Origin of the sequence: Sodalis sp. RH22, from assembly GCF_047324165.1 — a bacterium.
In the GTDB taxonomy this organism is placed as follows: Bacteria; Pseudomonadota; Gammaproteobacteria; order Enterobacterales; family Enterobacteriaceae; genus Acerihabitans.
This window is the reverse complement of the sequence record NZ_CP178731.1, coordinates 2,534,670-2,554,260: the sequence shown is the minus strand read 5'-3', so window position 1 is coordinate 2,554,260 and position 19,591 is coordinate 2,534,670. Positions and strand designations below refer to the sequence as shown.

The 19,591-nt window shown below is 59.7% G+C and carries 18 protein-coding genes; 13 read left to right on the top strand and 5 right to left on the bottom strand.

Annotated features, from left to right (window positions below; all coding sequences use genetic code 11):
* Positions 1-57: 57 nt before the first annotated feature.
* Positions 58-1,437 (top strand): proline-specific permease ProY, encoded by a 1,380-nt coding sequence (gene proY, locus ACL2XN_RS11725; protein WP_413730866.1) that lies wholly within the window; start codon positions 58-60, stop codon positions 1,435-1,437.
* Between the two features lie 974 nt (positions 1,438-2,411).
* Here proY and ACL2XN_RS11720 read toward each other — a convergent pair.
* Together ACL2XN_RS11720 and ACL2XN_RS11715 are read right to left on the bottom strand one after the other, a co-directional pair.
* The gene (locus tag ACL2XN_RS11720; protein ID WP_331122721.1) at positions 2,412-3,014 is read right to left on the bottom strand and encodes a peroxiredoxin C; all 603 of its coding nucleotides are present in this window, start codon (positions 3,012-3,014) and stop codon (positions 2,412-2,414) included.
* 213 nt (positions 3,015-3,227) lie between these two features.
* Entirely contained in the window at positions 3,228-3,815 is a 588-nt protein-coding gene (locus ACL2XN_RS11715) for an ACP phosphodiesterase (RefSeq protein WP_413730865.1), read from the bottom strand.
* A gap of 104 nt (positions 3,816-3,919) precedes the next feature.
* Between ACL2XN_RS11715 and queA the strand changes: the two genes are divergently transcribed.
* The 5 genes from queA to secF all read left to right on the top strand — a co-directional run bounded on the left by queA (position 3,920) and on the right by secF (position 9,425).
* Positions 3,920-4,993 (top strand): tRNA preQ1(34) S-adenosylmethionine ribosyltransferase-isomerase QueA, encoded by a 1,074-nt coding sequence (gene queA / locus ACL2XN_RS11710; RefSeq protein WP_410016216.1) that lies wholly within the window; start codon positions 3,920-3,922, stop codon positions 4,991-4,993.
* A 97-nt stretch (positions 4,994-5,090) separates the two neighbouring features.
* Positions 5,091-6,239 carry a tRNA guanosine(34) transglycosylase Tgt gene (gene tgt, locus ACL2XN_RS11705; RefSeq protein WP_410016215.1) on the top strand — a complete coding sequence of 383 codons (1,149 nt, stop codon included), beginning with the start codon at positions 5,091-5,093 and terminating at the stop codon, positions 6,237-6,239.
* Complete coding sequence (yajC, locus tag ACL2XN_RS11700; protein ID WP_162367683.1) at positions 6,240-6,572, top strand: preprotein translocase subunit YajC; 333 nt, start codon at positions 6,240-6,242, stop codon at positions 6,570-6,572. It abuts the gene before it with no gap.
* 27 nt (positions 6,573-6,599) lie between these two features.
* A complete protein-coding gene (gene secD, locus ACL2XN_RS11695) occupies positions 6,600-8,447 on the top strand; it encodes a protein translocase subunit SecD (RefSeq protein WP_410016214.1) in 1,848 nt (615 codons plus the stop codon).
* A 9-nt stretch (positions 8,448-8,456) separates the two neighbouring features.
* Positions 8,457-9,425 carry a protein translocase subunit SecF gene (gene secF / locus ACL2XN_RS11690; RefSeq protein ID WP_410016213.1) on the top strand — a complete coding sequence of 323 codons (969 nt, stop codon included), beginning with the start codon at positions 8,457-8,459 and terminating at the stop codon, positions 9,423-9,425.
* 79 nt (positions 9,426-9,504) lie between these two features.
* Here secF and ACL2XN_RS11685 read toward each other — a convergent pair whose 3' ends face one another.
* Positions 9,505-10,095, bottom strand: a complete 591-nt coding sequence (locus tag ACL2XN_RS11685; RefSeq protein ID WP_410016212.1) for a DUF3251 domain-containing protein — start codon at positions 10,093-10,095, stop codon at positions 9,505-9,507.
* 176 nt (positions 10,096-10,271) lie between these two features.
* Between ACL2XN_RS11685 and nrdR the strand changes: the two genes are divergently transcribed.
* The 6 genes from nrdR to pgpA all read left to right on the top strand — a co-directional run bounded on the left by nrdR (position 10,272) and on the right by pgpA (position 14,414).
* Positions 10,272-10,721 (top strand): transcriptional regulator NrdR, encoded by a 450-nt coding sequence (gene nrdR, locus ACL2XN_RS11680; protein ID WP_410016211.1) that lies wholly within the window; start codon positions 10,272-10,274, stop codon positions 10,719-10,721.
* A 10-nt stretch (positions 10,722-10,731) separates the two neighbouring features.
* The gene (ribD, locus tag ACL2XN_RS11675) at positions 10,732-11,865 is read left to right on the top strand and encodes a bifunctional diaminohydroxyphosphoribosylaminopyrimidine deaminase/5-amino-6-(5-phosphoribosylamino)uracil reductase RibD (protein WP_413730864.1); all 1,134 of its coding nucleotides are present in this window, start codon (positions 10,732-10,734) and stop codon (positions 11,863-11,865) included.
* Positions 11,866-11,949: 84 nt separating this feature from the next.
* Positions 11,950-12,420 carry a 6,7-dimethyl-8-ribityllumazine synthase gene (gene ribE, locus ACL2XN_RS11670; protein WP_413730863.1) on the top strand — a complete coding sequence of 157 codons (471 nt, stop codon included), beginning with the start codon at positions 11,950-11,952 and terminating at the stop codon, positions 12,418-12,420.
* Positions 12,421-12,435: 15 nt separating this feature from the next.
* Positions 12,436-12,855, top strand: coding sequence for a transcription antitermination factor NusB (gene nusB, locus ACL2XN_RS11665; protein ID WP_162367690.1), 420 nt, complete (start codon positions 12,436-12,438; stop codon positions 12,853-12,855).
* A gap of 71 nt (positions 12,856-12,926) precedes the next feature.
* Positions 12,927-13,904, top strand: coding sequence for a thiamine-phosphate kinase (gene thiL, locus ACL2XN_RS11660; protein ID WP_413722249.1), 978 nt, complete (start codon positions 12,927-12,929; stop codon positions 13,902-13,904).
* Positions 13,905-13,919: 15 nt separating this feature from the next.
* The gene (gene pgpA, locus ACL2XN_RS11655; protein WP_410016608.1) at positions 13,920-14,414 is read left to right on the top strand and encodes a phosphatidylglycerophosphatase A; all 495 of its coding nucleotides are present in this window, start codon (positions 13,920-13,922) and stop codon (positions 14,412-14,414) included.
* Positions 14,415-14,559: 145 nt separating this feature from the next.
* Here the strand turns inward: pgpA and ACL2XN_RS11650 are convergent, their stop codons facing one another.
* A complete protein-coding gene (locus ACL2XN_RS11650; RefSeq protein WP_413722250.1) occupies positions 14,560-15,534 on the bottom strand; it encodes an aldo/keto reductase in 975 nt (324 codons plus the stop codon).
* A 216-nt stretch (positions 15,535-15,750) separates the two neighbouring features.
* Here ACL2XN_RS11650 and ACL2XN_RS11645 point away from each other — a divergent pair, with 216 nt between their 5' ends.
* Entirely contained in the window at positions 15,751-17,007 is a 1,257-nt protein-coding gene (locus ACL2XN_RS11645; RefSeq protein WP_413722251.1) for a dicarboxylate/amino acid:cation symporter, read from the top strand.
* 690 nt (positions 17,008-17,697) lie between these two features.
* Here ACL2XN_RS11645 and dxs read toward each other — a convergent pair.
* The gene (gene dxs, locus ACL2XN_RS11640) at positions 17,698-19,560 is read right to left on the bottom strand and encodes a 1-deoxy-D-xylulose-5-phosphate synthase (RefSeq protein WP_410016205.1); all 1,863 of its coding nucleotides are present in this window, start codon (positions 19,558-19,560) and stop codon (positions 17,698-17,700) included.
* Between the last annotated feature and the right edge of the window lie 31 nt (positions 19,561-19,591).

The window sequence follows — 19,591 nt, the reverse complement described above, 5'->3', positions numbered from 1 at the left end:
ATTCACCGCGGGTCGTCCCGCGGCTATTTTTGACTGAAAAAACAGGGTAAATGGGTCATGCAACAACAACCCTCCGCATTAAAACGGGGTCTTACCACCCGCCATATCCGATTTATGGCCTTAGGTTCCGCCATCGGCACCGGGCTGTTTTACGGCTCCGCCGACGCCATTAAAATGGCCGGCCCCAGCGTGCTGCTGGCGTATATGATTGGCGGCGTGGTGGCGTATATCATCATGCGCGCACTTGGCGAAATGTCGGTACACAGTCCCCATGCCGGGTCCTTCTCCCGTTACGCCCAGGATAACCTTGGCGGGCTTGCCGGCTATATTACCGGCTGGACCTACTGCTTTGAAATCCTCATCGTCGCCATCGCCGACGTCACCGCCTTCGGCATCTATATGGGCGTCTGGTTTCCGTCGGTGCCGCACTGGGTCTGGGTGCTGAGCGTGGTACTGATAATCGGCGCCATCAACCTGCTCAATGTCAAGGCCTTCGGCGAAATGGAATTCTGGTTCTCGTTCTTCAAGGTGGCCACCATCATCCTGATGATCGTGGCCGGGTTCGCCATCATTATCTGGGGGCTGGGCAACGGCGGACAGCCCACCGGTATCCACAATCTCTGGTCCAACGGCGGTTTTTTCAGCCATGGGATAATGGGCATGATCCTGTCGCTGCAAATGGTGATGTTCGCTTATGGCGGCATTGAAATTATCGGCATCACGGCGGGCGAAGCCAATGAACCGGAAAAATCGATCCCTAAGGCAATCAACTCCGTGCCCTGGCGCATCCTGGTCTTTTATGTCGGCACGCTGTTCGTCATCATGTCCATCTATCCCTGGGATCAGGTGGGCACCGAAGGCAGCCCCTTTGTGCTCACTTTCCAGAAGCTGGGGATCCATACCGCCGCCGGCATTCTGAATTTTGTGGTGCTGACCGCCTCGCTGTCGGCCATTAACAGCGACGTGTTCGGCGTCGGGCGCATGCTGCACGGCATGGCCGGCCAGGGACACGCGCCCAAGATGTTCGCCCGCGTATCGCGTAACGGCATCCCCTGGGTCACGGTGCTGGTGATGATGTTCGCGCTGCTGCTGGCGGTTTACCTGAATTACATCATGCCGGAAAATATTTTCCTGGTGATCGCGTCGCTGGCCACCTTTGCCACCGTCTGGGTGTGGATCATGATCCTATGCTCGCAAATCGGCTTTCGGCGCAGACTCGGCCCACAGCAGGCCAAGGCGCTGGCATTCCCCCTGCCGGGCGGCGCGCTGACCTCGGCGGCGGGTGTATTGTTCCTGCTGTTTATCATCGGCTTGATCGGCTATTTCCCGGTGACGCGTATTTCGTTATATGTCGGCGGGATCTGGATTGTGCTGCTTCTTGCCAGCTACGCCCTGATGCAACGCCATAAAAACCGCCGCCTGGCAACCGCCCGCTAGGCCCGCCCACACCGATCTCAACGCAGACGTGTTCAAGGGAGACCGTGCCAATGGGGTCGAATCGGGCGTGTTATTCCCGCCCGACCGAGCGCCCCATGGCGCGGTATGCCCGCCCACACCGAGCTTAAAGCAGACGTGTTCAAGGGAGACTGTGCCAATGGGGTCGAATCGGGCGTGTTATTCCGCCCGACCGAGCGCCCCATGGCACGGTATGCCCGCCGATACCGATCTCAACGCAGACGTGTTAAGGGAGACCGTGCCAATGGGGTCGAATCGGGCGTGGTGTTCCCGCCCGACCGAGCGCCCCATGGCACGGTATGCCCGCCAACACCGGACTTAAAGCAGCCGTGTTCAAGGGAGACCGTGCCAATGGGGTCGAATCGGGCGTGGTGTTCCCGCCCGACCGAGCGCCCCATGGCACGGTATGCCCGCCAACACCGCGCTCAAAGCGGACGTGTTAAGGGAGACCGTGCCAATGGGGTCGAATCGGGCGTGGTATTCCCGCCCGACCGAGCGCTCATGGCACGGTATGCCCGCCAACACCGAGCTCAACGCAGACGTGTTCAAGGGAGACCGTGCCAATGGGGTCGAATCGGGCGTGTTATTCCGCCCGACCGAGCGCCCCATGGCACGGTATGCCCGCCAATACCGATCTCAACGCAGACGTGTTAAGGGAGACCGTGCCAATGGGGTCGAATCGGACGTGGTATTCCCGCCCGACCGAGCGCCCCATGGCGCGGTATGCCCGCCAACACCGCGCTCAAAGCAGACGTGTTAAGGGAGACCGTGCCAATGGGGTCGAATCGGGCGTGGTGTCCCCGCCAAACCGAGCCCCATGGCGCGGTATGCCCGCCAACACCGAACCCAAAGCAGAGCGTGCCGATACATCAATTGTATTCAGACATAAAAAAACCGCCGGTTATCCGACGGTATTTATCGCGCGCGCGCTTTAAGCGGGCAAAATCAACAGACTATTACAAACGGCTGGCATTTTCCGACAGATACTTCGCCACGCCTTCCGGTGACGCGCCCATCCCTTCCTGGCCTTTTTCCCATTGGGCCGGGCACACTTCACCATGTTCCTCATGGAACTGCAACGCGTCAACCATACGCATCATTTCATCAATGTTACGGCCAAGCGGCAAATCGTTGACCACCTGATGACGCACCACGCCCTCTTTATCGATCAGGAACGAACCGCGCAACGCAACGCCGGCTTCCGGATGTTCGATACCATAGGCCCGGATGATTTCATGCTTAACGTCGGCCACCATCGGATACTGCACTTCGCCGATGCCGCCTTCGTTCACCGGGGTTTTACGCCAGGCGTTATGAACGAACTCGGAGTCAAAGGACACGCCGATGATTTCCACGCCGCGTTTCTGGAATTCAGCATAACGCTTGTCAAAAGCGATCAGCTCGGACGGACACACGAACGTAAAATCCATCGGCCAAAAGAAGATAACGGCGGGTTTGCCTTTGATATGGCTTTTCAGATTGAAATTTTCAACGATTTCACCGCTGCCCAATACAGCTGCGGCGGTAAAGTCTGGGGCTTGACGGGTTACCAGTACCATGAGTACTCCTGTAAAAAGCGGTTAAGTGAGTTGCTAACAAAAGAAACAAAACGAGGGCCAGTATAAGGTCTCGCGCCCGGGTGTAAAAGGCCATGGCGCCAATCGGTGAGATAGCTTTGACCAATTGAAGCGCTTATAATTCAATATTTATAATACAAAATAACCCCTTCCGGTGAAAGGGCAAAATCGCTAACGATGATGCACAAGCGAAACTTACAAACTCCCGGCTCCCCGGCCCGCCATTTGCATTAAATCCGGATATAAACGCCAGAAGCAGGCTTCCAGCGCCGTGTAATGCAGTTCGATTTCAGGAAAGATGCCGCTTAGCGCCACAAGCCTGGGGCGACGGCTGGCCATACCGTTAAAGACCGGCGCCAGAAAACCCAGCTCGGCATAACGCTCCAGCCAGCGCTCGCGCCACAAATAGTCATTCAGCGCTTGAAAGGACTCCGGCGTCCCCGGCAGGGCGGGCTTTATTTCACCTTCAACCCGCTGCACGAAACGCCGCAGCGACACTTCAGGCTCGACCCGCCGCCAATGACGCGCCAGGAAATGATCCCACACCACATCCAGCGCAATCGGCGCCACCCGCCGGTAATCGGCGCTGAACAATGCCTTGGCGGCCTTCACTTCGGGATGGCTATCGGTAATGACATCAATCCTGCGATGCATACGAATGCCAGCCGCCACAGGCTCCGGAAACTGGCCGTCGGGATTGCCGCGGACAAAGTCCGCCATCAGGTTGCCCAGTAATGAGCTTTGCGCCAGGGAGGCGAGATGAAGATGGGCAAGAAAATTCATGCCATGAGTATAGGTTAAAAAAGGTTGGCATCCGCTTATTTCTTGCAGGCGCCGCCGCATAGCCCTAGACTAAGCCGCCTGTTTTTTGCGTAAAGTGAACCGAAATGCGAGTGGCCGATTTCTCATTTGATCTTCCTGAAAACCTGATTGCCCATTATCCCCAGCCGGAGCGCAGCGCCTGCCGCCTGCTCTCCCTCGACGGACCGACGGGCGGGATAAGCCATGGCGTATTTACCGATCTGCTGGATAAGCTGCGCCCCGGCGATTTGCTGGTATTCAACAATACGCGGGTGATTCCGGCGCGGCTGTTCGGCCGCAAGGCCAGCGGCGGCAAGATCGAAGTGCTGGTGGAACGGGTGCTGGACGAACACCGCGTACTGGCCCATGTGCGCGCCTCCAAGGCGCCCAAGCCCGGAAGCGCGCTGCTGCTGGGCGACGATGAGAGCATCAGCGCCACCATGGTGGCCCGCCACGATACCCTGTTCGAGCTGCGTTTCAACGAAGAACGGGACGTCTTGACGCTGTTGAACGATGCCGGGCATATCCCCCTGCCGCCCTACATCGATCGCCCGGACGAAGCCGCCGATCGCGAGCTGTACCAGACGGTCTACAGCGCACGTCCCGGCGCGGTGGCGGCGCCCACCGCCGGCCTGCATTTCGATGCGCCCCTGCTGGACGCGCTGCGCGGCAAAGGCGTCGAAATGGCATTTGTCACGCTCCATATCGGTGCCGGCACCTTCCAGCCGGTGCGCGTCGCCCAGCTTGAAGAACACGTCATGCACACTGAATACGCCGAAGTGCCGCAGCAGGTGGTGGACGCGGTACTGGCCTGCAAAGCGCGCGGCAACCGGGTGGTGGCGGTGGGCACCACCTCGGTGCGATCGCTGGAAAGCGCCGCCAGGGCCGCCGGCGATGGACCCCTGGCGCCATTTTTCGGCGACACCGATATCTTTATTTACCCCGGTTACCGCTTTCGCGTTATCGACGTGCTGGTAACCAATTTTCATTTACCTGAGTCAACCCTGATTATGTTGGTATCCGCTTTCGCCGGTTACCGGCATACTATGGCGGCTTACCAGGCGGCGGTTAACGAACGCTACCGTTTCTTCAGCTATGGCGACGCCATGTTCATCACCGCCAATCCCCGGGCGGCGCAGGAAAGCATCGGGGAAGCATAACCGGCCGGGCGGGGCTATCCGCCGGGCTTTTTTTTGTCGGGACAATAGGGTGCCGGCAATGACCGCATCGGACTGTTTATCCGGTGCCGGAGGACGAGTGAAGTATCAATTAATCAACACTGACGGCCTGGCGCGCCGCGGGCGCCTGACATTCGAGCGCGGCACGGTGGAAACCCCGGCGTTCATGCCCGTGGGCACCTACGGCACGGTAAAAGGCATGACGCCTGAGGAAGTGGCCGAAACCGGCGCGCAGATCCTGCTGGGCAATACCTTTCATCTCTGGCTGCGGCCGGGGCAGGAAATTATGAAACTGCACGGCGACCTGCATGATTTTATGCAGTGGCACGGCCCGATCCTAACCGATTCCGGCGGCTTCCAGGTCTTCAGCCTGGGGGATATCCGCAAGATCACCGAAGAGGGCGTGCATTTTCGCAATCCGATTAACGGCGACGCGATTTTCCTGAGTCCGGAAAAATCGATGGAGATCCAATACGATCTCGGCTCCGATATCGTCATGATCTTCGATGAATGCACGCCTTTCCCGGCCGAGCACGACTACGCGAAAAAATCGATGGAAATGTCGCTGCGCTGGGCGGCCCGCTCGCGCGAGCGTTTTGATCAACTGCAAAACAAAAATGCGCTGTTCGGCATAATCCAGGGCGGTATTTACGAAGATTTACGAGATGTATCGGTAAAAAGACTGGTAGAGATAGGCTTTGATGGTTACGCTGTGGGCGGCCTGGCTGTGGGCGAGCCGAAAGCGGATATGCATCGCATCCTGGAGCACGTCTGCCCGCAGCTCCCGGCGGATAAACCGCGTTACCTGATGGGCGTGGGCAAACCGGAGGATCTGGTGGAAGGGGTGCGGCGCGGTATCGACATGTTCGATTGCGTCATGCCAACCCGCAACGCGCGCAACGGCCACTTATTCGTCACCGGCGGCGTGGTGAAGATCCGCAACGCCAGCCATAAAAGCGATACATCGGTCCTGGATGAGCATTGTGATTGCTACACCTGTCGCAATTATAGCCGCGCGTACTTGCATCATCTCGACCGTTGCAACGAAATACTGGGTGCCCGTCTGAACACCATCCACAACCTGCGGTATTATCAGCGTCTGATGGCAGGTTTACGCCAGGCCATCGATGAGAGTAAATTAGGGCGTTTCGTGGAAGAATTTTATGGTCGGAGGGGGTTACCCGTTCCGCCGTTAGCCGTTGAGTTATATAACAATGAGGGAATTTAAATGAGCTTTTTCAGTTCTGACGCCGCCGGCGCAGCCACCGGCCCGTCCCAGGGAAGTCCTTACTCTCTGGTGATCATGCTGGTGGTGTTTGGTTTGATTTTCTATTTTATGATCCTGCGTCCGCAGCAAAAACGCGCCAAAGATCATAAAAAGCTGATGGATTCCATCGGCAAGGGTGATGAAGTGCTGACCACCGGCGGCCTGGTCGGACGCGTGACCAAAGTCGCGGACACGGGCTATATCGCCATCGCGCTCAACGATACCAACGAAGTGGTCATCAAACGTGATTTCGTGGCCGCCGTTCTGCCGAAAGGTACGATGAAAGCGCTGTAATTAACGATTTTCCCGAAGGGAACTGCCGTGTTAAACCGTTATCCTTTATGGAAGTACATCATGCTGATCCTGGCGCTGGTCGTCGGGCTGCTGTATGCGCTTCCAAACCTATATGGTGAGGATCCGGCCGTACAAATCACTGGCGCGCGCGGTGCCGCCGCCAGTGAGACGACGCTGGTCCAGATCCAGAATGTGTTAAAAGAACAAAATATCACCAGCAAGTCTATTGCGTTGGAAAATGGCGCCATCCTGGCGCGCTTCAGCAATCCGGACGTGCAGTTGCGCGCCCGCGAGGCGTTGTTAAACGCGCTTGGCGAAAATTATATCGTTGCGCTTAACCTGGCCCCGGCCACCCCGCCGTGGTTATCGGTGCTGGGCGCCGAACCGATGAAACTGGGCCTGGATCTGCGTGGCGGCGTCCATTTCCTGATGGAAGTGGATATGGATACTGCCCTGGGCAAACTCCAGGAGCAGACCATGGATACCCTGCGCACCGATTTGCGTGAAAAAGGGATCCCCTACGCCACCGTGCGTAAAACCGACAACAATGGCACCGAAGTGGGCTTTCGCGACGCGGCGGCCCGCGACCAGGCGGTTTCCTACCTGACCCCGCGCCATCGCGATCTGGTGTTCAGCAGCGTCGGCGACACCGGCCTGCGCGCCGTCATGGCGGATACCCGCCTGCGCGAGGCGCGGGAATACGCGGTACAGCAGAACATCACCATCCTGCGTAACCGCGTCAACCAGCTCGGCGTGGCCGAACCGCTGGTGCAGCGCCAGGGCGCCGACCGTATCGTGGTTGAACTGCCGGGCATCCAGGACACCGCGCGCGCCAAGGAAATCCTCGGCGCCACCGCCACCCTGGAGTTCCGCCTGGTCAATAGCACGGTAGACCGCACCGCGGCCGCCAGCGGCCGGGTACCGGGGGATTCCGAAGTGAAATCCACCCGTGACGGCCAGCCGGTCGTCCTCTACAAACGCGTTATCCTCACCGGCGATCATATTACCGACTCCACCTCCAGCGCCGATGAATATAACCGCCCGCAGGTCAATATCTCGCTGGACAGCACCGGCGGCACCAATATGTCCAACTTCACCAAGGACAATATCGGCAAGCCGATGGCGACGCTGTTCGTGGAATATAAGGACAGTGGTAAAAAAGACGCCAACGGCCGCTCGATCCTGGTGAAACAGGAAGAGGTTATCAACGTCGCGACCATCCAGTCGCGCCTGGGCAACAGCTTCCGCATTACCGGCATCGATAATCCGAATGAAGCGCGCCAGCTCTCGCTGCTGCTGCGCGCCGGGGCTTTGATTGCGCCGATCCAGATTGTCGAGGAGCGTACCATCGGTCCGACCCTCGGCATGCAGAATATTACCCAGGGGCTGCAAGCCTGCCTGTGGGGACTGGTGGCGTCCATTGTCTTTATGGTGGTGTGGTATCGTAAATTCGGCCTGATTGCCACCACCGCGCTGGTGGCCAACCTGGTGATGATCGTGGGCATCATGTCCCTGCTGCCGGGGGCGACGCTGACCATGCCGGGTATCGCCGGGATCGTGCTGACGCTTGCGGTGGCGGTGGATGCCAACGTGCTGATCAACGAGCGCATCAAGGAAGAGCTGAAAAACGGACGATCGGTCCAGCAGGCAATCCATGAAGGCTATCGCGGCGCATTCTCCAGCATCGTTGACGCCAACGTCACCACGCTGATTACCGCCATTATCCTGTATGCGGTCGGCACCGGCTCTATCAAGGGCTTTGCCATTACCACAGCGATTGGGGTTGCCACCTCGATGTTTACGGCGATTGTCGGCACGCGTGCCATCGTTAACCTGCTTTACGGCGGTAAACGCATCAACAAGCTGTCAATTTAGGAGTGGGCTGTGGCTCAGCAACATAGTGTTGAAGATTTGAATTACGGCCGTAGAGTCTATGACTTTATGCGCTGGGATTATGTGGCGTTCAGTATCTCGATTACGCTGCTGGTCATCTCGATCGCCATCATGTCGGTCAGGGGGTTTAACTGGGGCCTGGATTTCACCGGCGGTACGGTGATTGAACTGAACCTGGAGAAAACCGTCGATCTGGACGCCATGCGCGACGCGCTGGAGAAAGCCGGTTTCAAGGAGCCGCTGATCCAAAACTTCGGCAGCAGCCGCGATGTGATGGTGCGCATGCCGCCGGTGCAGGATGGCGCGGGTCAGGAACTGGGCAATAAAGTGCTCGGCGTGATCAACCAGACCTTCGAGCAGAACGCCGTAGTCAAACGCATCGAATTCGTCGGGCCGAGCGTGGGCAACGATCTGGCGCAGGCCGGCGGCATGGCGCTGCTGGTGGCGCTGATCTCCATCCTGATTTACGTCGGCATCCGCTTCGAATGGCGCCTGGCGCTGGGGGCGGTGCTGGCGCTGGCCCATGACGTGGTGATCACCATGGGGGTGCTGTCGCTGTTCCACGTGGAAATCGACCTGACCATTATCGCCTCGCTGATGTCGGTCATCGGTTATTCGCTTAACGACAGCATCGTGGTCTCGGATCGTATTCGTGAAAACTTCCGCAAGATCCGCCGCGGCAGTTCTTATGAAATCATCAACGTGTCCCTGACCCAGACCTTAAGCCGGACCATCATGACGTCGGCCACCACGCTGATGGTGGTGCTGATGCTGTTTATCTTTGGCGGTCCGATATTGGAAGGCTTCTCGCTGACCATGCTTATCGGCGTTTCCATCGGTACGGTTTCCTCCATCTATGTGGCTTCCGCCCTGGCGCTGAAGCTGGGAATGAAGCGCGAACACATGATGCAGCAGAAAGTCGAGAAAGAGGGCGCCGATCAGCCTTCGCTGCTGCCATAAAAGGCGCTGCCGGCATGACATTCAGGAACCCCGCAGCAGCGGGGTTTTTTTATGGCCGTTTACCGGCGGGCGGGCGCGGCTACTGCCGCGACAGTGGTTTTACCGCATCGGGGGCGGGCGGTGTCTCGGGGGCGTTGCGGATGATATCGCGCAGGCGGACAAAGCCCACCTGTTCCGGCGTCAGGCCGCTGAGCCGCAGCTCAAGCGTGGCTTCCGGTTTCGGCAGCAGGGAAGCCGGCACCACGATCGGCTGGCTAAGCGTATCGGCGGTCAGCGGCTTGCCGGAGGCGGGATCCACCTGGCCCCAATCGACCACCGCATGGAACGGGGGCAGCGCCGAACCGTCCGCGGTGCGGATGCTCAGCAGCGCCCGCGACCCGTTGGCCTCGGTTTCCACCGCGCCCAGGCTGACCTGCAGCCTGCCGATAGCGCTGTCCACCTGCGCCGCGGCCTGCGCCGCCGGATAGAGATAAACGCCGCTGGTGGACTGCTCATTGAGCGCGTTTTGCTGCATCAGCGCCGAGGCCTGATCGTTGAGGTATTGCAGGCGCTGGTTAAGCTGGCCGATTTCCTTTTTCAATTCGGGGATTTTAGGGTTCGGTTGTTGCGCGCAACCCGCAAGGGACAGCAGGGCGAGGGTGGCGTAAAGCGAACGATAACTGATTGTCATAGCAACAGTTTCCTTTTTCTGTCAGTTAAATACAGCTTAGCCCGGAACACGCGGAAAGTCATGAAATGTTAGCAGGCGGGGATACCGAATCCCGCGGTTACCGGCGGCGGCCCTCTTTGTTGTCGGCGCGGTTCGCGCTAAACTACCTTATCCGTTTCAGCCGCGCAGGACGCCTTATGCATTGTCCCTTTTGTTCCGCAGTCGATACCAAGGTCATTGATTCCCGCCTGGTGGGTGAAGGCTCCCAGGTCCGGCGCCGGCGCCAGTGCCTGGTCTGCAATGAGCGCTTTACCACCTTTGAGGTGGCGGAGCTGGTCCTGCCCCGGGTTATCAAGAGTAACGAGATCCGCGAGCCCTTTAATGAAGACAAGCTGCGCGGCGGATTCCTGAAAGCGTTGGAAAAGAGGCCGGTAAATTCCGACGACGTCGAAATGGCCATCAACCATATCAAATCCCAGCTGCGCGCGACCGGGGAACGGGAAGTCCCGAGTAAAATGGTCGGCAACCTGGTGATGGACGCCCTGAAAAAACTCGACAAAGTGGCGTATATCCGTTTTGCCTCGGTATACCGCAGTTTTGAGGATGTACGCGAATTTGGCGAAGAAATCGCCCGCCTCCAGGATTAAGGACCACGCTATGCCGCTTGATGAACTCTACATGGCGCGCGCGCTGGAGCTGGCGCGGCGCGGCCGCTTTACCACCGCGCCCAATCCCAACGTCGGCTGCGTCATTGCGCGCGACGGGCATATTGTCGGCGAGGGCTACCATCTGCGCGCCGGCGAGCCCCATGCCGAAGTCCATGCCCTGCGCATGGCGGGCGACGCGGCGCGCGGCGCCACCGCCTACGTTACCCTTGAGCCCTGCAGCCATCACGGCCGCACGCCGCCTTGCGCCGACGCGCTGGTGGCGGCCGGGATGGCGCGGGTGGTGGTGGCGATGCAAGATCCCAATCCCCAGGTTGCCGGGCGCGGCATGTATCTCCTGCGCCAGGCCGGCGTATCGGTTGAGCACGGTCTGATGATGAAGGATGCCGAGGCGCTGAATCCGGGGTTTCTCAAACGCATGCGCACCGGTTTTCCCTATGTGCAGCTCAAGCTTGCCGCCTCCCTTGACGGCCGTACCGCCATGGCCTCGGGTGAAAGCCAGTGGATAACCTCGCCCCAGGCCCGCCGGGATGTGCAGGTTTTCCGCGCCCAGGCCGGCGCCATTTTATCCAGCGCCGCCACGGTATTGGCCGACGATCCCGCCCTCACGGTGCGTTGGGACTCACTGCCGCCGAACATTCGCGAGATGTATCCCCAGGCATCGCTGCGCCAGCCGTTACGGGTGGTTATCGATAGCCGGAATCGGGTTACGCCCCGGCATCGTCTGGTGGCCCAGGCCGGACAGACCGTGCTCGCCCGTCTGCGGCCCGATTCGCAGCCATGGCCACAGGACGTCGAACAGCTGACGGTGCCCGCCGCCGCAGGCGCGCCGGGCGGAACGGCGCATATCGATATCGTGGCGCTGCTGATGTTGCTGGCCCGGCGCCAGGTAAACAGCCTGTGGGTCGAGGCCGGAGCTTCGCTTGCCGGCGCCTTGCTTGACGCCGGGGTGGTGGATGAACTGATCGTCTACCTGGCGCCCAGGCTGCTCGGCGCCGGCGCGCGCGGGTTATGCGACCTGCCGGGACTGGAGACATTGGCGCAGGCGCCGGCGTTTGACTTTACCGACCTGTGCCAGGTCGGGCCGGATATCCGCCTGCGGCTTAAACCGCGCCACGGGCAGTAATTGGCCCGAGCAGCGGGCAAAAGAATATGTTAGAATCCGCCCCCTTGTGGGCAATTACCGCCATTTGTCAATTGAAGGAAAGCCATGAACGTTATTGAAGGTGTTGTCGCCACTCCGGATGCCCGCATAGCGATTGCGATTGCGCGCTTTAACCACTTCATCAATGACAGCCTGCTGGAAGGCGCTATTGATGCCCTCAAGCGTATCGGCCAGGTGAAAGACGACAATATCACCGTAGTCTGGGTACCGGGCGCCTACGAGCTGCCGCTGGCAACCCGCGCATTGGCCAATAGTAAAAAATTTGACGCCGTGGTGGCGCTTGGCACGGTAATCCGTGGCGGCACCGCGCATTTTGAATATGTCGCCGGCGAGTGCAGCTCCGGTTTATCAGACGTCGCCATGAGCAGTGAGCTGCCCGTGGCCTTCGGCGTGCTGACGACGGAAAGCATTGAACAGGCAATAGAACGGGCCGGCACCAAAGCCGGCAACAAAGGTGCGGAAGCAGCGTTGACCGCACTGGAAATGATTAACGTACTGAAAGCTATCAAAGCGTAAGTAAAGGGGAAATTCGTGAAACCTGCTGCTCGTCGCCGTGCCCGTGAATGTGTCGTTCAGGCGCTTTACTCATGGCAGTTATCTCATAACGATATCGCGGATATTGAAGTCCAGTTCCTCGCGGAGCAGGATGTCAAGGATGTGGATATCGCTTATTTTCGCGAGCTGTATACCGGTACGGCGACGCATGCAGCGGAGCTGGATCAGCTTATGGCACCCTACCTTTCACGTCAGCTTGACGAGTTGGGCCATGTGGAGCGCGCCATTTTGCGCCTGGCGCTGTATGAATTAAGCAAGCGCCTGGACGTGCCGTATAAAGTGGCCATCAATGAGGCGATTGAGCTGGCCAAGACCTTCGGCGCGGAAGAAAGCCATAAGTTTGTCAACGGCGTGCTGGACAAAGCGGCCCCGCATATCCGTCCCAACAGGAAGTAACGTTTTTCCGGCCGGTTCTCCGGCCGCGGCCCTTTTCCGCAATAACATAGACAACACTATTTGGATAGGTTATGGCCTGTGGCGAATTTGACCTTATTGCCCGCTATTTCAATCGCGTAAGAAGCGTTCGGCGCGATGTGGTACTGGGCATCGGCGATGATTGTGCACTGCTGTCGGTTGATGAAAAACGACTGATAGCGGTCAGCACCGATACCCTGGTGGCGGGTATTCACTTTTTGCCGGATATCTCTCCCGCCGACCTAGGTTATAAATCCCTGGCGGTAAATCTCAGCGACCTGGCCGCCATGGGCGCCGATCCCGCCTGGCTGTCGCTCGCCCTCACCTTGCCCGACGTTGATGAATCCTGGCTGGCCGCCTATAGCGACAGCCTGTATGAACAGCTGGATTATTACGGCATGCAGCTGATCGGCGGCGATACCACGCGCGGTCCGCTCAGCCTGACGCTGACCATCCATGGGCTGATCCCCGCGGGGCGCGCCATCACCCGTTCGGGCGCGCGCATCGGCGATTGGATCTACGTCACCGGTACCCTGGGCGACAGCGCCGCCGGCCTGGCTATCCTGCAAAACCGGCTTGATGTCGATTCGCCGCGGGACCGCCAATACCTGCTGGGGCGCCACCTGCGTCCCCAGCCGCGCATCCTGCAAGGGCAGGCGCTGCGCGATCTGGCCAGTTCGGCGATCGATATCTCCGACGGCCTCGTCTCCGACCTGCGGCATATCCTCGACAGGAGCGAATGCGGCGCGCGCATCCATTTGGACGATCTGCCTTATTCCACCGCCCTGCGACGCCACGCCACGCCGGAGCAGGCGTTGCGCTGGGCCCTGGGCGGCGGCGAAGATTACGAACTCTGCTTTACCGTGCCCGAAATAAACCGCGGCGCGCTCGATGTCGCCTTAGGCCATACCGGCGCCGATTTTACCTGCATCGGCCAGATTGGGCCGCGTAGCGAAGGCCTGCAATTATTGCGCGATAATCAGCCGGTCACGTTCGATTGGCAAGGTTTTGACCATTTTAATCAGGAGTAAGCCATGACCATGGAAATGGCCCTTGCCAAAGGGCGGGTAAGGCTGCGCAATCCCTGGCACCTGCTGGCCACCGGATTCGGCAGCGGATTGTTTCCCTGGATGCCCGGCACCGCCGGCTCCCTGGCGGCAATCCCCTTATGGTGCCTGATAATCCAGCTTCCCTGGCAGCTCTACTCCCTGGTGGTCATGTTAAGCATCTGCCTGGGCGTTTATGCCTGTCACCAGACCGCCAGGGATATGCGCGTGCACGATCACGGCTGCCTGGTCTGGGATGAATTCGTCGGCATGTGGATTACGCTGATGGCCTTGCCGGTCAACGACTGGCGTTGGGTAGCGGCGGCCTTTGTGCTGTTTCGCGTGCTGGACATCTGGAAACCCTGGCCGATCCGCTGGTTCGATCGGGAGGTGCATGGCGGCATGGGGATCATGATTGATGACATCGTGGCCGGTATTATCGGCGCCGGCATAATTTTCGCCGTGGGCCATTACTGGCCGCTGTTCCTGACCTGATGTATCGGTACGCCTGGCGCCGGCATGAACCCGATACGTCGGTGGAGGCTACCGGCATGGGGCGGCGAATCCGCCGGGCGGCATCAGGACGGTACCCCGCCCATGGCGGGCGGGGTTGGCCGCCGGTTAGCCCACCGGCGGCGGATCATTGAAAACCGACCGGATAATGCGGGGCGTAGGCGGTTTCCAGCTCGGCAATGTCCTGCTCATCCAGGATAACGTCCAGGGCGCCGACCAGGTCGTCAAGCTGTTCGGCGCGTGACGCGCCGACGATCGGCGCGGTAACCGCCGGTTTGCTCAGCACCCACGCCAGCGCCACCTGCGCCCGCGACACGCCCTTGCTGTCGGCGATGGCCGCCACGCGTTCGGCTATGCGGGCGTCGGCGTCGGCGCTGTTATCATAGAGCGCCTTGCTGACCAGGTCCGACGCTTCCCGCGCGGTGGTTTCGCCCCAGGGGCGGGTCAGCCTGCCGCGCGCCAGGGGGCTCCAGGGTAGCACCGCGATCCCCTCGGCCCGGCACAGGGGGTGCATTTCACGCTCCTCCTCGCGCTGGATCAGGTTGTATTGATCCTGCATGCTGACAAAACGGGTCCAGCCATGCAAATCGGCGGTATACAAGGCGCGGGCAAACTGCCAGGCGTACATCGACGACGCGCCGATAAACCGCGCCTTGCCGGATTGCACCACGTCGTGCAGCGCCTCCAGCGTCTCCTCCAGCGGCGTGTCGTAGTCCCAACGGTGGATCTGCAGCAGATCGACATAGTCGGTGCCGAGGCGGGAGAGACTGTCGTCGATGGATTGCAGGATATTGGCGCGCGACAGGCCGCCCGACAGATTGCTCATGGGGAAAAAGACCTTGGTGGCGAGAACGATGTCCTCGCGCCGCGCGAAATCGTTTAACGCCCGCCCGACGATTTCCTCGCTGCTGCCGTCCGAATAGCTGTTGGCGGTATCGAAGAAATTAATACCCAGCTCCAGCGCCTGCTTTATCAACAGCCGTGAGCTTTCCTCGGGCAGGGTCCAGGCATGCTTGCCCCTTGTGGGTTCGCCAAAGGTCATACAACCCAGGCACAGGCGGGATACGCGAAGATCGGTCTTGCCAAGCGTGGTAAACTGCATGTTTTTCTCCTGAGGGTGATGTTAATCATTACATTATAGTCAGATTGTTATGGGCGGCGGGGTGATTGCCATCCAGCCCCCGGGCCGGCAAACCCATTAATGCGGTTTTCCTTGACCCATTGCATGGAATCTTACCTCTTCATTAAGGATGATTGTGCGACTTACTCTCAACCCCTCGTCACTATAAACGCGTAGTACATTGAACACCGGGAAATTATGTCTAAATCTAATAAGTTAACCACCTTTATCCTGGCCTTTATGCTGCTGGGCATCGTCATGGGCGCCCTGGTGCACCAGTTTGCCAGCGCGGAGAATGCGCACGCCTATGCGGACAATATTGCATTATTAACCGACATCTTTCTGCGCCTGATTAAGATGGTCATTGCGCCGCTGGTATTTACCACGCTGACGGTAGGCATCATGAATATGGGCGATACTTCGGCCATCGGCGCCCTGGGCGGCAAAGCCTTTCTCTGGTTTATCTCGTCCTCCGTGGTGTCCATTTTGCTCGGGCTGACGGTGGTCACCCTCATGCAGCCCGGCGCCGGCCTTAACCTGCAAATCCCCGCCCAGGCGGTGGATACCGGCCTTGCCGCCAGCGGCATGTCGTTCAAGACCTTTATTGCCCATACCTTCCCCACCAGCATCGTTGACGCCATGGGGCATAACGAAATTCTGCAAATCGTGGTGTTTTCGTTATTCTTCGGCATCGCCGGGGCGTCGCTGGGGGAGAAATTCAATAAACCGCTGGCGGACGGACTGAACGTGGTCTCCCATATCATGCTGAAGGTGACGGGCTATGTGATGTATATGGCGCCGCTCGCCATCTTTGCCGCCGTGTCGTCGGTTATCGCCAACGAAGGGTTGGGCATCCTGAAAAGCTACGCGTCGTTTATCGGCGGCTATTACCTGGCCATCGCGCTGTGCTGCGTGCTGATGATAGGGTTCTGTTACCTGGTGTTGAAATCCGCCACGTTTCGCCTGCTGAGCATGCTGAAAGAGCCGGTGATCCTGGCGTTCACCACCAGCAGCTCCGAGGCCGCCTATCCCAAGACCCTCGAGCAGCTGCGGCGTTTCGGCTGCCCGAACAATATCGCCTCGTTTGTGCTGCCGCTGGGGTATTCGTTTAATCTGGTGGGGTCGATGATCTACTGCTCGTTTGCCGCCATGTTTATCGCCCAAGCCTATAACATCCGGCTCACCGGCGCGGAAATCACCATGCTGATGCTGACCCTGATGCTGGCGTCCAAAGGCATTGCCGGCGTGCCGCGCTCGGCGCTGGTGGTGCTGGCGGCCACCATTCCAAGTTTTAATATCCCGGTGGCGGGTATCCTGCTGTTGATGGGTATCGACCATGTGCTGGATATGGGGCGGTCAGGTATTAACGTACTGGGCAACGGTATCGCCACCGCCATGCTGTCGCGTCCGGAAACGGAGCCTGAAGCATCGGGCGAATGGCAGGAAAATCACTGAAAAATAGCCCGCCACCACCGCGCTTAAAGCAGACGTGTTCAAGGGAGAGCGTGCCAATGGGGTCGAATCGGGCGTGATTTTCCCGCCCGACCGAGCGCCCCATGGCTCGGTATGCCCGCCACCACCGCGCTTAAAGCAGACGTGTTCAAGGGAGAGCGTGCCAATGGGGTCGAATCGGGCGTGATTTTCCCGCCCGACCGAGCGCCCCATGGCACGGTAGGCCCGCCGGCACCGCGCTTAAAGCAGACGTGTTCAAGGGAGAGCGCGCCAATGGGGTTGAATCGGGCGTGATTTTTTCGCCCGACCGAGCGCCCCATGGCGCGGTATGCCCGCCGGCACCGCGCTTAAAGCAGACGTGTTCAAGGGAGAGCGTGCCAATGGGGTCGAATCGGGCGTGGTTTTTTCGCCCGACCGAGCGCCCCATGGCACGGTAGGCCCGCCGGCACCGCGCTTAAAGCAGACGTGTTCAAGGGAGAGCGTGCCAATGGGGTCGAATCGGGCGTGATTTTCCCGCCCGACCGAGCGCCCCATGGCGCGGTATGCCCGCCACCACCGCGCTTAAAGCAGACGTGTTCAAGGGAGAGCGCGCCGATGGGGTCGAATCGGGCGTAATTTTCCCGCCCGACCGAGCGCCCCATGGCACGGTAGGCCCGCCGGCACCGGGCTTACCTAAGGCGCCGCGCCAAACCCTCAGGCCAGCCAGCGCTCAATCCGGGCTTGGATCCCGGCGCTGTCCAGCCCGAGCGCGGCGCGCATTTCCTCCTGGCTGCCCTGCGGGATAAACCGATCGGGCAGGCCGATATTCAAGACCGGCACCAGCAGCCGCTGGTGCATCAGGAATTCATTCACGCCGCTGCCGGCGCCGCCCATGACGGCGTTCTCCTCCAGCGTCACCAGCGCTTCGTGGCTGGCGGCCAGTTCCTCGATAAGACTTTCATCCAGCGGTTTAACAAAACGCATGTCCACCAGGGTGGCGTTTAGCGCGTCGGCGACGACGCGCGCGTCGGCCAGCAGGGTGCCGAAGTTAAGGATGGCGATCTTTTCGCCCTGGCGGCGGATGATCCCCTTGCCGATGGCCAGCGGCGCCAGCGGCGCCAGCGCCGCGCCGGTACCGCTGCCGCGTGGATAACGCACCGCCGACGGCCCGTCCTGATAGTGATAACCGGTATGCAGCATCAGCCGGCATTCGTTTTCATCGCTCGGCGTCATGATAACCATGTGGGGCACGCACCGCAGGAAGGATAAATCAAACGCGCCCTGGTGGGTCGGCCCGTCGGCGCCGACGATGCCGCAGCGATCGATGGCGAACAACACCGGCAAACGCTGGATGGCCACGTCATGGATCAGCTGATCGTAGGCGCGCTGCAAAAAGGTGGAGTAAATGGCCACTACCGGTTTATAACCGCCGATGGCCAGGCCCGCGGCGAAGGTCACGGCATGTTGTTCCGCGATGGCCACGTCGAAATACTGGCCGGGGTACTGCCGCGAAAAGCGCACCATGCCCGAGCCTTCGCGCATGGCGGGGGTGATTGCCATCAGTTTATCGTCAGTCGCCGCCGTCTCGCACAGCCAGTTGCCGAAAATCGCCGAATAGGTGGGCAGCCCGCCGGCGCTTTTGGGCAGGGTACCGGTCTCGGGATCAAATTTCGGCACCGCATGCCAGCTGATGGGGTCTTTCTCCGCCGGGGCGTACCCCTTGCCCTTTTTGGTCATGATATGCAGGAACTGCGGGCCTTTCATGGCGCGCATGTTTTTCAGCGTATGCACCAGTCCCAGCACATCGTGCCCGTCCACCGGGCCGATATAGTTGAATCCCAGTTCCTCGAACAGCGTACCGGGCACCACCATGCCCTTAATATGTTCCTCGGTGCGCTTGACCAGTTCCTTAATGGGCGGAATGCCGGACAGCACCCGCTTGCCTCCCTCGCGCAGGGTAGAGTACAGCTTGCCGGAAAGAATCTGCGCCAGATGGTTGTTCAGCGCGCCGACGTTTTCGGAGATCGACATTTCGTTATCATTGAGGATCACCAGCAGGTCCGACTTGATATCCCCCGCATGGTTCATCGCCTCGAACGCCATGCCGGCGGTAATGGCGCCGTCGCCGATGACGCACACGGTACGACGCCCTTTGCCTTCATGTCCGGCGGCCACCGCCATGCCGAGCCCGGCGCTGATGGAGGTGGAGGAGTGGCCGACCGACAGCACGTCATAGTCGCTTTCGCCGCGCCAGGGAAAAGGATGCAGGCCGTCTTTCTGGCGAATGGTGCCGATCTGGTCGCGGCGTCCGGTCAGGATTTTGTGCGGATAGGCCTGGTGGCCGACATCCCACACCACATGATCAAACGGGGTGTTATAGACATAATGCAGCGCAACGGTAAGTTCCACGGTACCCAGACCCGAGGCGAAATGGCCGCTTGAGCGGCTGACGCTGTCCAGCAGGAACCGCCTCAGCTCGTCGCAGAGCCTCACTAAACTCTCTTTCGGCAGCAGCCGCAGCTCGGCGGGTACTTCGGCTAAGGCCAACGTCGGGTACTTCGTCAGATCAATACTCATCGGATACTCATATCTGGGATGGAAAAAGACG